This is a genomic window from Roseovarius sp. Pro17, from assembly GCF_035599575.1.
In the GTDB taxonomy this organism is placed as follows: Bacteria; Pseudomonadota; Alphaproteobacteria; order Rhodobacterales; family Rhodobacteraceae; genus Roseovarius.
This window is the reverse complement of record NZ_CP141179.1, coordinates 2,638,241-2,650,976: the sequence shown is the minus strand read 5'-3', so window position 1 is coordinate 2,650,976 and position 12,736 is coordinate 2,638,241. Positions and strand designations below refer to the sequence as shown.

The window sequence follows — 12,736 nt, the reverse complement described above, 5'->3', positions numbered from 1 at the left end:
TCGTAACCACTGAGGAGTGGGACATGAGAAAGATAACAAGAAGCCCTGGCGAGAAGGTCGTCAAAGACATCAAACGTGCCACGCGCAAACAGTATTCGTCCGAAGAGAAGATCAGGATCGTGCTGGACGGGCTGCGTGGCGAAGACAGCATTGCTGAGCTATGCCGCCGTGAAGGGATTTCGCAAGGCGTCTACTACAAGTGGTCCAAGGACTTCATGGAAGCTGGCAAACGGCGCCTGGCGGGTGACACGGCCCGTGCTGCGACGACTGACGAAGTCAAAGACCTGCGCCGCGAGGCCCGTGACCTGAAGGAGGTTGTGGCAGAGCAAACGCTTGAACTTCGGCTGCTCAAAAAAAGCATGGTCGGGGATGGGGGCGACGACGAATGAGATACCCCGCATCTGAGAAGTTAGAGATCATTCGGTTGGTCGAAGATAGCCATCTTTCGGCACGCCGGACATTGGCCAAGCTGGGTATCCCCCGCACCACATTCTATCGCTGGTATGATCGGTATCTGCAACGCGGTGAGGCTGGTTTGCATGATCAATCACCAAAGCCAAATCATGTCTGGAACCGGGTGCCCACCGAAGTGAAGCGCAAGGTTGTGGATCTCGCTCTGAAAGAGACGGAGCTGTCGCCGCGCGAGCTGGCCGTCACGTTCACCGATCAAGAGCGCTACTTTGTGTCGGAATCTACGGTGTATCGCACGCTCAAGGCGCATGACCTGATCACCAGCCCTGCCTTCATCGTGCTGAAAGCCGCGAATGAGTTTGAGCATAAGACAACAGCCATCAACCAGCTTTGGCAGACCGATTTTACCTATCTCAAGGTTCTGGGTTGGGGCTGGTTTTATCTCAGCACAATTCTGGACGATTACAGCCGCTACATCATCTCATGGAAACTCTGCACGAACATGCGGGCTGAGGATGTGACAGACACCCTCGATTTAGCCTTGCAGGCCTCCGGTTGTGATCAGGTCCATGTCGTCCACAAACCAAGGCTGCTCAGTGACAACGGCTCAAGTTATGTCTCTGGCGATTTGGCTGAATGGTTGAAGGACAAAGGTATGAAACACAGTCGTGGTGCGCCGTATCATCCGCAGACCCAAGGCAAAATCGAACGATGGCATCAAACCTTGAAGAACCGCATCTTATTGGAAAACTACTTCCTGCCAGGTGATCTCGAGGCCCAGATCGAAGCCGTCGTCGATCACTACAACCATCAGCGATATCACGAGAGCCTAAACAACGTCACACCCGCCGATGTCTACTTCGGGCGTGACCAAGCCATTCTGGAACAACGAGAAAGGATCAAACGGAAGACATTCGAAGCGCGACGCTTGCATCACAGCCAGCGCGCAGCATAATTACACAAACCAGATGAGCCGAACACTCACTTAGTTTACGCAGCTCTTGGTTCCAAAAACTCTGACGACGGACACTAGGAGCCATGGCTGGTTGAAATCGCGGGCGGAGACCTCAACCGCCCCATACCGCGCCGACATCGAGCACCGTCTATCCGCATGTCTGGCAGAGAGCGCGCCTGCGGGCTGTGCCAGGATCTGGTCGGGATAAGCTGCCTACGTTTGATTGGCTCGTCCCCTCCTGCCAGTGCTTCTTCATACCCTTATTTGTCACGAACCGGCCGGGGGCATCCGTGGAGATGCGCTTCAGGACTGTGCCGGACGCGACCAAAGATACGGTGGTGAATAGCTCGCGCCCATGACGTTGGCGCACTATCCTCTTGATGCGAGCAGTCGGTCAAGTTGGCTTTGCATACCGCCCTTAAGAAGTGGCTCCCCCGCGCCTTGTGTGTCGTTGCCCGGACCGCGCAACCGTGTGTCGGCAAGAGGGGAGACAGGTCGGCCTTTGACCTGAATTTCGTAGTGAAGATGCGGCGCCGTTGACGTACCTGTCGATCCGACACGGCCGATCTCTGTTCCGGCGCCGACACGCCGACCAACTTGCAACGCCTCGTTTACAGCGCTCAGGTGAGCGTAAAGGGTGCGGGTGCTGCTTCCATGCTCGATCTCGACCAAAAGCCCGTAACCACTTCGCTTGCCCATGAAAGCGATTTTGCCTGATTGTGTCGCCGCGACGACCGCGCCCTGTTTGGCCGCGAAATCCACGCCGCTGTGCATCCGCATATTATCATGAATGGGGTGCATCCGTAGTCCGAACGCTGAGCTGAGGCGTGCGCCTCGGATCGGTTGGACGAACGTCTGCACGAGCTGCCCATTCCTGAAAATCCTAGTCCGCCGGGACTTGTCGTCTGGCCACAGGATTTCATAACGCCCGTCGGCCAGATCGAGTTGCACGAAATCAATGGTCGGTTCACCGACCTCTCGGCCGTCAGAACGGTACTCCCGCCACAGCAAGCGGATGCGCTCACCGCCCGCGAGAGCTGTCCGCAGATCGAATGCCCCGGCAAGGATCAGCTCGAGGTCTGTCGCGAATCTAGTAGGAATGCCTGCATCATCCAGTGCTTCATAGATCGAACTTCCGATTTTCGCCTCACCCGCTCGGCGGACGCTGTCAAGGTCGGGCGCCACCCACTGAACCGACGGTGCGGCACCGAAAGTGGCCAAAATGCGCGTGCCATCTTCGATTTCGAGCGTAGCGGTTCGGGGCAAACCATCGGAGGATATCGTCACGGCGAGGCTGTGTCCGGGCTTCAGATGCCGCAGATCATATTCGGACCCGATCGCACCGGTCACTTCGGTGCTTGCATCGGTGTCGAGGCCTGCCTCGGCGAGGAGCCCCGAAAGACTGTCGCCAGCGTCCACAACTCGCGTCCAGGTCACGGCGTCATCGGCCTGCGTCGGCATGTCGGCGCCCTCCGCAGCTCGACCAGTCATCGGATCATCATTTCCCATCGGGGCGCCTGTCGACCCGTTCTGGCTCTCCAGTTGGGCCGATGTGCTGTCAGGAAGAGCGGTTTGGTCTCGGGGTTGCCTGTCCCATTGCGTTGATAGGCCAAGCACGGTGCCACCGAGGACAATAAGGACGGTCCAGTATCGCAACCTCATCTATTCTCCACCGTCCGTCAGTTTCATGTCTCTTCAGAGCTTACTGGTTCGCGAAGCCGGACTTTGCAATCCCGGCCGATCAACGTCGGCGTTGCCCCGCCGCCATTCTGAAAGCTGACATCTGCGCGGGGCATGTCCTGCACTTCCGATACAGCAGCACTAGGATACTGACTGTCCGGATCGTTGTTGCCGATCCAGTGATCAGGTTGCGGATGCGTCTGTGCCCATCGAACGCGGTCATGTTCATGGTAGGCACCCATGGGTCACAGGCGACATCCGTGTCATGAACCGGCTCTTCGGTTTTGCGGCTTGATTTCCGCCGCTTGATGCCTTGCAGGAGGCTTTCAATGCAGTCCCGCTATCGCGCGACATGACCGTCAGCATGGGGCATGGTTTTCTCGCCATCGAAGACACCGTGAAACTCGTGCTTAATCCGTTAACCCAGCCGCAATCTTGGATGCTAGAGGGCGCGCTCTTTGCCTTTACGACGACCCCTTGGTGGATACTGATCCCGCTGCTGATCTTGGCCGCGTGGGCGGCGACTCGCAAAATAGGCGTCGTGATCGTCGCGCGCCATGATGGCGCCCTGACCGCAGTTCACAAGGTATCCCAGAGTTCGCGAGCCTCGCCTCGATTGTAGCCATGGCGATAGAGCGCATTCATATAGGTTGATGAAAAGCGGTCGCTTGGGTCGTAGATGATTCCGGAGACCGGGTCGATTGAGGTCATAGACAGGTCCAGCCCATTCTCATGTGCAAAGAGTTGCGTGGCGCTTACAGCGGATGCAGCGCTTGCGCGCCCGATTGTCGTCAGCGCCTGCTGAGAGATACCCAGCGCAGAGCGGGACGTTGCCGAGGGCATGGGATTGAGCGTATTGTTAATCAAGACGAAGAGTTGCCCGCCGGGCCGCGGCTTCTTGGTCTCCGCAAAGGCATAGGCTGGGATCGCGAGGAACTGCATGTGAACTCCGCCGTCGAGGTGCGTTTCGGTGTATGTCTCTCCGCCCGATACGTAGCCGATCTGGACCGGCGAAAAGAGGCCGGGCAGCGCTGACGAGGCGCGCAGAACCGCGCGAAAGAGGTCATAATTTCCAGATTGCGCGATCAGGCCCATGTTCCAGACCGACGCACGCGCGCTGTCGAGTTCGGAGGTGACGACAAAGAGACGGCCCCCTGCGGCGTGACGGGCAGCGATTGCCTCTAGAAGTGCGGGAGGTGTGAATTGTTTGATCAGACCGGCAAGAGGCACGGTATCATACACTGCATCGCCAAACAGCGCCTGAATGGGTCGCAAAGTCATGATGTCGCTTGCGTCATGCTCGGTAAATATCCGGCGCAATGCGTCGTCGTGCTCAGGGCCAAGAAAGGCAAACGGCGCGATGAGTGCGCCGGTAGAGATACCAGTGACGACGTCGAAATCGGGCCTCATGCCGCTGGCGGTCCAGCCCGAGAGGGCACCGGCCCCAAAGGCGCCATCCTCACCGCCGCCAGAGATCGCCAGCACTGTCAGTTCCGACGATGTTGTGGTTTGAGGGAGGTGCCTAGCCCACACCTCCGCGCCCGCATCGGCGAACAGACGATACGCCGCCAGCGGGTCGGGGGCGGAACTTGACCGCGTTGCAATCAAACCGGATTCGTCCGCCCGGCCGGTGCAGGCCGCGACTGGGAGCGCTGCAAGCGCCGCAAGGACCTGCCTGCGTCCGGGTGTTCGGCCAAGTGTGGTTGAGGTGGTCATGTGAGTTTTCCTTAAGACATATAGCGCGGCGGCTGCGCGTCTAGATTGGTGGTTTCGTTCACCGGGGCCGCGCAACTTTCGGCCACGGGCGACGCAGGGCGTCTAATGGTCCGGGTCATTATGATAGATGACGAGGTTTTCGAGGAATGCTACGACTTCGGCCTTTTGCTGTCCTGTCAATAAATTATAGGCTGCGCGGCTCTCGGCACCTTCGCCGCCATGGGCCTTGATCGCCTCGTTCAGGGTGGTTGCCCGCCCGTCGTGAAGCCATGGCCCGGTTGATCCAACACCCGCAAGAGACCGGGTCAGGAACACCGATGCGCCGATGCCAAGCGGATCGGAAGGGTCGGACAACGCTTCGCCCATGTCGTGACGCTTAAGGTCGGTGTACCAGCGCGCTAAGCCATTGCCATTTGCGTCGACCTCAAGAGAGCCAAGGTGATAGGCAGCGCCGCCATCGAGCAGGACCATATTGTTCGGCTGATCCGACCGCATGTCGAACGATACTGCGGAGTCCTCGCGCAGCGCGTGATCCGCTGGTTTGGTGCCATCGGGAAATCGGGTTTCGGCATATCCTGACACGCGGCTAGGCTCGCGAAAGACGGGATCGTTGATCGACATGCTGGGGGTGTGGCAACTACTGCATCCGATTTTGGCAAAGCGGCTTTCACCGGCGGTGACTTTGCGAATTTCTGCATCCGTCATTTCTAGCAGACCGATATCGCTCAACTCGAGCGAGCTGACGGGTCGCTCCAGCGCGGCCATATAGATCGTGAGGGCAGTGATGTCGCCGACACTTAATTCGTTAACGATGCCATCAAAATCGCCATCCTCGTCGCCGACAAGCTCAGTGGCCTGCAGTCCCAGTTCGTTGTGCGCAGCACCGCGTGTGAAGGATCGAAGGGTTGCGTGATTCCCCTTCCAGCCAAAGGGCCGCACAACGAGGTCTTCATCGATCCCGGTCAGGCCACTCGTATCGGTGTCCACGACGCAGGGCTCATCCCCGGTGCGGGTCAGGACCAAAGTGCCGAACGCGACGGACTTCGCCCGAAGCTCGGCGGTTGCCGTGCCTGCCTCGCAGGCTCGCACCCGCGCGCCCTCGCGCTGGAGATAGAGGTCGACACTCATCTCTTCGGCCAGTCGTTGCGGGATTGAGAGCGCAAAGAGCGGGGTGGTGTTCCGCTCAAGATATTGGCTCGGGTCGCCGGTATGGCCGGGGTCGACAACGACGTTCATTGCGACGCCGCCGGCGCCGTTGGCAATGGGTGCGCTGTGGCAGCTAATGCAACTGGTTGCGTTCGCGCCGCCTTCGCGGATGGGGAAATGAGTGGCCCATTCACCCGGCCCGGTCAGGTCCGCGCGGGGGATGCGGGTAAAGCGGCGGCCTTCGCCGACGTTGGCGCCGACACCTTGATCGCGGGTAAAGTCGAACTCCGACAACTCGTCGCCAGCTTCAAAGGCCCGCTCAAAGGCTGCCGTCGCCTGTCCCTTTGTAATAAGGGCATTGAGTTCTTGTTGGTCGACGCTGAGAAGGGCGCCCTCGGCATGACCTGATCGCGAGCCAAAACATGCTGCGAAAAGAAGGCCCAGCGTCAGTGGATACGCACGTCGGCGGTTCATGTCGCGTCTCTTTCGATGTCCGCCCCTTCCGAGGCGAACACTGAGGTAGGTCCGACGGCAACCTGCGAAGCCTCGCTAGGCATGCCGCCCACGGAGGTTATCGACGCGTCGGTTGGTAATCCGTCTGAAAAAGAGAGGGCCATGGCCAGAAGAAAGTCCGGCAATTTGTCAAAGTGTCCCATGATCTGTCCTTTGTTTGTAGGAGGGCTGGCATCGCGCCGATGATGGGCGCGTCAGCCGTTCTGCGGCAAATCTGCAGGCGCGCAGACCAGCGGAATGTCGGCCTCGGGCGAGCGGCACGTGCCTGAAATCTGCTGGCCGTCGCGGCCGGCAAAACCGCAGATCGCATCCACTGGCAGGCTGGCGCAGACCTCGACTGCCTCGCGTGGTGGCCCGCCACGGCCGTCGTCTGCACCTGACGGGGCAGCTTGGGCTAGGGTAAACGCTGGCTCATCCACCGAAACGGCGGTCTGTGCATGAGTTATCGAGATGTCGGCAAAAATGACCACCATCGCTGATATGATGATCGCGGTGATGAATTTGTGATGCGGGCGAATGCGCGGCACTGTCGAATGGACGACGTGGTTATTTCCGTCCAAAGCGCGCTTCGCATGGGTCGAAGTGAAGGTATCCGTAAACATTGTGATCTCCTGTCATGGCGCGAGTCGCCGTTTGCAGGAGTGTTTTGCGCCTACTTTGGGGAGTGGATTTGCAGCGAATATGCAGCGACGGTGCAGGCGGCAAAAATAATTGGGGCGATGCGATTTTGAGTCAGTAGGCCCGTGCGGCCCACGTGCGGGACCGAGTCATCCCTCAAACGCATATCCCACGCCATAGACGGACCGGATTGGGTCTTGGTCGCTCACCGCCGCAATCTTGCGCCGGATATTTCGGATGTGGCTGTCGACCGTCCGGTCGAAAACTTCGGTATCGTCTGGAAAGGCGAGCGCCAGCAGCATATCGCGGGAAAAGACCCGCCCCGGACGCGCGGCGAGGGACTGTAGCAGCGTGAATTCGCGGCGCGTCAGGTCGAGCGTGATGCCGTCGAGGGTGGCCTGCCACCGCTCAGCGTCGATTTTTAACCGCTGGTGCTGTCCCACATCGCCACTACTGGCCGCCGCTGCGCGCCGCAGGATCGCGCGCACCCGCGCGACTAGTTCGCGGGGCGAATAGGGTTTGCAAAGATAGTCGTCCGCGCCAAGTTCGAGGCCAAGCAGGCGGTCAATCTCTTCGACCTTGGCCGTGGTCATGATGATCGGCACAAGGGAGGTGCGCCGCAACTCGCGGCAGATCGTGAGACCGTCGACACCGGGCAGCATCAGATCAAGCACCAAAAGGTCGTGCTTGCCCTCTAACGCGAAATCGACAGCCCCGGTGCCCTCGGCCATCACATCAACTGTCATGCCCGCCGCAACCAGATAGTCGCGGACCACCTCGGCAAGCGCGGTCTCGTCCTCGACAATCAGGATGCGGGGATCGGTCATGTAGTTCCTTTCGGAAGGCGAAGCGTGATGCGAAGACCGCCCAAATCGGATGGCTCGGCGTTGATGGTGCCGTTGTGCGTATCGACGATAGCGCGGCACACCGAAAGCCCCAGCCCCGAACCGCCGTGAACGCGCGAGCGCGAGCTTTCGGCGCGGTAGAAGCGATCGAATAGGCGGGGCATGTCGGCGTCCGGCGGTCCGGGCGGGGTATCGTCGAGGACGAGGATGGCATAGCCATTTTCGCCGCGAACCTGCAATCGAACCCGGCCTGGCGCGTGGGTATAGCGCGCCGAATTGGCCAAAAGGTTGTCGATGACCTGACCGATCCGCGCGCGATCACACCAGATTTGCACGTGGTCGGGCAAGTCTAGCTCCAATGCGATACCGTTTGCCTCAAACTGCGGGCGCGCCGCCTCGGCGGCCTCACGGACGATCGCGCACAGGTCCTCGCTACGGAACAAAAGCGCGAGGGCATCCTCGCGAGCGTGGGACAGAGTCTTGATGTCCTGCACCAGGCGCGACAGGCGCATCATCGCGGCATGCATCGCGTCCAGCGTTACCGCATCCGGCAGGCGGACCCCGTCCTGCAGCGCTTCGATTTGGGCGCGCAGCACAGCGAGGGGTGTCTGCAACTCGTGGCTGGTATTTGAAATCCACTCCCGTTCGGCCTTGTCCGTCCGCTCCAGCGCCGCCGCCAGAGCATTGTAATGCCCGACAAGCTGGCCCAATTCGTCCCTCCGCGTCTGCGCGATCCGCGCGGTATAATCGCCCGAGGCCATCGCTTTGGCAGCTGCCTCAAGGTGCCGGATAGGGACCAGCATCCGCCGCGCGACAATATAGGCGGTCACGGCGGAAAAAAGTACCGCAACCAGCGCGGCGATTGCCAGCGCCCAGTATTGCCCGCGCAGAAAGAACCGGCCGCTTGCATCGCCCAAATCGAGCGGCGCATTTAAGGCGATGTACCCAAGCAAACCATGTTTGCAGTCGTTGTCGAGGCAAATTTTGCGCCGCTCAAGCATGCCGGATCGTTCGATGGACCCGGCGAGATGCGAGCCGTCCGGCGCCAGCAACGCCAGTCGTTTGTTCAACATCAGGCTATCGCCCGGCATCCCTGCGCCCCCGCTTCCGGGAGGCGGGCCAATGGGCCGCGTGCCGTCTAGCCGCTTCGGCGGTGGTCCCTGAGGCGGTGAAAACGCAGCCCGGCCGGGTGGCGCGAAATGCGTGCGCACAAAGTCATTCCAGGCCTGCGGATGTGTCGCGAATTGCGGCCATTCAGGCGCGGCGGGATCATAGGCCAGAACCAGAGCCTGCTCCAGTTCGTCGAAGCGGGCCAACTCCCCCCGAAGCAGGTAACGCGCAAAGCCGTCCCGCATCGCCACGGCGACCAGCAGCGCCATTATCGCGATGACCAAGACCGTAGTGGCCGAAATGGCAACGAAAATTCGGGCTGTCAGCGATTCGCGAAAACGTTTCATCGGCATATTGTTACCGTGAAATGTGGAGGCATGATGCACAGATACGACTGGCCGCCCGAGGATGACAATTCAGGAATTGATAGACGGATTTATCCGGCACGAAAGTGACTGGCATTGCTGCTCCGCTTATCAAAGCCTCGACTAAAGAGCTGTTTGCCCTAATGTCACACTGGCTCGCATGATTTACCCTATCCTAGTGCGCAGCAGAAGATCTGGTCCCATCATCTGACGCAATCTTCACCGACCGCACGGACACGCGATCTGTTGCCACAGTCGATCAGGCCGGGCTTGAACACTGTGGCACGGCCCTGATCTCCCAAGCATATTATCTATCCATCGGCAGCGTCACCACTGCGCGCAGACCGCCTTCCGCGCGGTTTTCAAGCGTGATCCGGCCACCATGCGCGATAATGATCGTCCGCGCGATGGAAAGGCCAAGCCCGGCACCGCCTGTATCTAAGCTGCGGCTGTCGTCGCCGCGAGTGAATGGTTGGAACATGGCATCCAGCCGATCGTGCGGAATGCCGGGGCCGCTGTCGTCGATGGTGATGATCGCCTGCCGTTTGTCCTGTTCCAACGTGACGGCCGCATCATCGCCATACCGCTTGGCGTTGTCGATCAGGTTGCCAATGGCCCGGCCAAGGCCGACGCGGCGGCCCGTCACCTGAACATTCAGATCGGTGCTACAGCTTGCGCTTCGATCCTTGCAAAGTTGTTCAAGCAGAGGCCCGAGATCAATCGGCTCCATCTTCTCAGAATCCTGCCCCTCCTTTGCATAGCTTACAAGGCCGTCGGCCATCACGGTCATCTCTTCGAGCGTGCGGACCATAGCATCGCGTTGCTCCTCGTCGTCGAGCATTTCGGCGCGGATGCGCAGGCTGGTCATCGGCGTGCGCAGGTCATGCCCCACGGCGGCAAGCATGCGCACACGCTCCTCGTCGAATTGCGAGATTTCGGCCTGCATGGCGTTGAATGCTTGCGCAGCCTTGCGCATTTCGCGCGCGCCTTCTTCTGGAACGCGCGCGGAGCGATCACCGCGCCCGGCCGCTTCTGCGGCGCGCGAGAGCTGTCCGAGCGGCTTGGTCAGGTGGCGTGCCAGAGCGATAGAAACGCCAAGAACGCCGAGTAGCGACAACGCCAGAACGGTGAGAAATGGCCTACCATCAACCCGGCCGGGCCGCGGGGATACGCCGCTGGTCACGACGTTCAGCCATTCTGCTTGTCCGTTTCTTGCGGTTAGCGGCATGGTGATGGCAATCACGCTATCAGTCCGATAGCGGGCATGACGATCAGGTGCGTTATCCCGGATGGGGCGGGCGATAATTGCAACACTCACATCGCTGCGGCCCAACGTTTCGGCAAGGCTCCGGGATATGTATTGCGACCGGCTGTCGGTGGCGGTTTCCGTTAGCAACGGGGCATCATCCACCCGCACACGGGCAAAGCGGGTGGATGCGTCTCGTGCAATGACCCGCCGCACTTGGGCATCCACGGCTTCCATGGCTGGGATAAGCGCTGCGATCCGCTCAATCTCTCGGTCTTCGCTGGCCTGCTGGTCAAAACGTTGCTGCTGAAAGTTGAGGACAGCCAGAGCGATGAGATTTGCGACGATGATGGTGGTCGCTAGCAGTAGGACAACGCGGCCCGCCAAGGCATCGGGAAACAGGCGTTTGAGGCTATTCATCAACTCGCCTCCGTCACGTCCGCCACTAACCTATAGCCGCCACCCCATTCAGTCACGAGGATCTGGGGGTTCTTCGGGTCGGTTTCGATCTTGCGACGCAAGCGGCTGATCTGGTTGTCGATGGCGCGGTCATAGGCCTTTGCCTCGCGCCCGGCAGTCAGGTCGAGCAAGGTCGACCGGCTGAGTACGGTGCGCGGCTGATCAAGGAAAATACCTAAAAGACGGTTTTCGGCGGTGGTTAGGTCGACGACGCGGCCATCATCGCGCAGCAGCTTCAACGCGTCCGGGTCATGGACCCAGCCCGCAAACATTCGCCGCCCGCTGGGCGGTGCTGCTATCTCGGGCGGTGCGCGGCGCAGGATCGCGCGAACCCTTGCCAGCAACTCGCGCGGGTTGAAGGGTTTGACGAGATAGTCGTCGGCCCCCAGCTCTAGCCCCACGATGCGGTCCGTCTCGTCGGTCATGGCTGTCAGCAACAGCACCGGCGGGCCGTCATGGGCAACGAGCCAACGGCACAGGCTTAACCCATCCTCACCCGGCATCATGACGTCGAGCACGACTAGATGTATGGAAGCCTCGGCCAGAACCTCGCGCGCCTCGGCTGCATGGGCGGCAAGCCGCGTCCTAAAACCCTGCTTGCGCAGGTATTGGCCAAGTGGCTCGCGAATGTCGCGGGCGTCATCGACAATAAGGATCTGGGGCGCGATCGGGTCTGTCATGGCGTCTCTCCTTCGAGGCGTCTTGCGCCACAACTCTACTCAATAGCGCCTTCTTTCCCCAGAAAATCAACTAACTGACAGCCTGTTTTCCGCCTCAATTGTCGCAAGATGTATCAGGTCGCACCCTTGCGACAAACAGCGACAAAGCGGCGTTGGTACTGACAAACCTTTCGGCGCAATAACCCCTAAGTGATATTCACCGAGGCGACAGATGCCTCATTGGAAACTTGAAAGGAAACGACGTGATGAACTCCAAACTCCTCCCCGGCAGCTTTATCGCCGTAGCGGCCCTCTTGTCGGGCCTGACCGTCGCAACCGCGCAGACCGCGAGTGAAACGGCACCTGTTCAGGCAGAAACGTCCGTGAAAGCGCCCGACGCCACTCGCGCCAATTTTCGCAAGGGACACGGGGATCGTGGCGGGCACGGAATGATGCGCCAGATCATGGAAAAGGTCGACGCCAATGGTGATCGCGCTGTGACGCAAGACGAAATCGATACGTTCCGCGCCGCGACTGTCGCAAATGCTGACGCGTCGGGCGAAGGTGACATCTCGCTTGATGAGTTCGAGACGATCTACCTTGAGCTGACTCGCAACCGAATGGTCGATGCCTTCCAGAAACTGGATGAGGACGGTGACGGTGTGGTGACACAGGCCGAAATGGACGCAAAGTTTGGCAATGTGGTCGACCGGATGGACCGCAATGACGACGGCAAGCTGGACCGCGAAGATCGCAAGGGCCATGGCCGCAAAGGTTAAGGACGCCGCGGCGATCTACGACCCACAAGAGGACGCGGCGGGGGCAGGCTAGCCCCCGCCGCAGCCAAGAGCGAAAATACGCTGTCTTTGCGTTGATCGGTCTGCTGGTGCTTCATATCGGAGGCGCACTAAAACATCATTTCATCGACCGCGACACAACCTTGCGCCGCATGGTCAAATGATTGGCGTAAGATCACCAAGCGCCTGATGAACGCGCTGCAACCACGTGGAAAA

10 protein-coding genes and 1 pseudogene are annotated in these 12,736 nt (G+C 60.0%); 3 read left to right on the top strand and 8 right to left on the bottom strand.

Annotated elements, in window-relative coordinates; genetic code table 11:
• Positions 1 to 23: 23 nt before the first annotated feature.
• Positions 24 to 1,366, top strand: a protein-coding gene (locus U3654_RS12930) for an IS3 family transposase (protein ID WP_324751962.1) whose coding sequence is annotated in 2 segments (ribosomal slippage) — positions 24 to 351 and positions 351 to 1,366 — 1,344 coding nt in all. Because the reading frame shifts where the segments join, the coding sequence is not laid out codon by codon here.
• A gap of 369 nt (positions 1,367 to 1,735) precedes the next feature.
• Here U3654_RS12930 and U3654_RS12925 read toward each other — a convergent pair.
• The 8 genes from U3654_RS12925 to U3654_RS12890 form a co-directional block, all read right to left on the bottom strand.
• Entirely contained in the window at positions 1,736 to 2,875 is a 1,140-nt protein-coding gene (locus tag U3654_RS12925; RefSeq protein WP_324751961.1) for a M23 family metallopeptidase, read from the bottom strand.
• Positions 2,876 to 3,625: 750 nt separating this feature from the next.
• Entirely contained in the window at positions 3,626 to 4,762 is a 1,137-nt protein-coding gene (locus U3654_RS12920) for a patatin-like phospholipase family protein (protein ID WP_324751960.1), read from the bottom strand.
• 102 nt (positions 4,763 to 4,864) lie between these two features.
• Entirely contained in the window at positions 4,865 to 6,382 is a 1,518-nt protein-coding gene (locus U3654_RS12915) for a di-heme oxidoredictase family protein (protein ID WP_324751959.1), read from the bottom strand.
• Positions 6,383 to 6,615: 233 nt separating this feature from the next.
• Positions 6,616 to 7,023 (bottom strand): hypothetical protein, encoded by a 408-nt coding sequence (locus U3654_RS12910; protein WP_324751958.1) that lies wholly within the window; start codon positions 7,021 to 7,023, stop codon positions 6,616 to 6,618.
• Positions 7,024 to 7,188: 165 nt separating this feature from the next.
• Entirely contained in the window at positions 7,189 to 7,866 is a 678-nt protein-coding gene (locus U3654_RS12905) for a response regulator (RefSeq protein ID WP_324751957.1), read from the bottom strand.
• Positions 7,863 to 9,341 (bottom strand): ATP-binding protein, encoded by a 1,479-nt coding sequence (locus U3654_RS12900; protein ID WP_324751956.1) that lies wholly within the window; start codon positions 9,339 to 9,341, stop codon positions 7,863 to 7,865. Before U3654_RS12900 ends, U3654_RS12905 begins: the two co-directional genes overlap by 4 nt.
• A gap of 325 nt (positions 9,342 to 9,666) precedes the next feature.
• Entirely contained in the window at positions 9,667 to 11,025 is a 1,359-nt protein-coding gene (locus U3654_RS12895; protein WP_324751955.1) for an ATP-binding protein, read from the bottom strand.
• The gene (locus tag U3654_RS12890; protein ID WP_324751954.1) at positions 11,025 to 11,744 is read right to left on the bottom strand and encodes a response regulator; all 720 of its coding nucleotides are present in this window, start codon (positions 11,742 to 11,744) and stop codon (positions 11,025 to 11,027) included. Before U3654_RS12890 ends, U3654_RS12895 begins: the two co-directional genes overlap by 1 nt.
• A 245-nt stretch (positions 11,745 to 11,989) precedes the next feature.
• On the opposite strand from U3654_RS12890, the gene U3654_RS12885 reads away from it, so the two are divergent.
• Positions 11,990 to 12,502: a hypothetical protein gene (locus U3654_RS12885; protein WP_324751953.1), complete on the top strand. Its 513-nt coding sequence runs from the start codon at positions 11,990 to 11,992 to the stop codon at positions 12,500 to 12,502.
• An 89-nt stretch (positions 12,503 to 12,591) separates the two neighbouring features.
• Positions 12,592 to 12,684: pseudogene (locus U3654_RS12880) on the top strand (cytochrome b/b6 domain-containing protein); the annotation flags it as partial.
• Positions 12,685 to 12,736 lie beyond the last annotated feature (52 nt).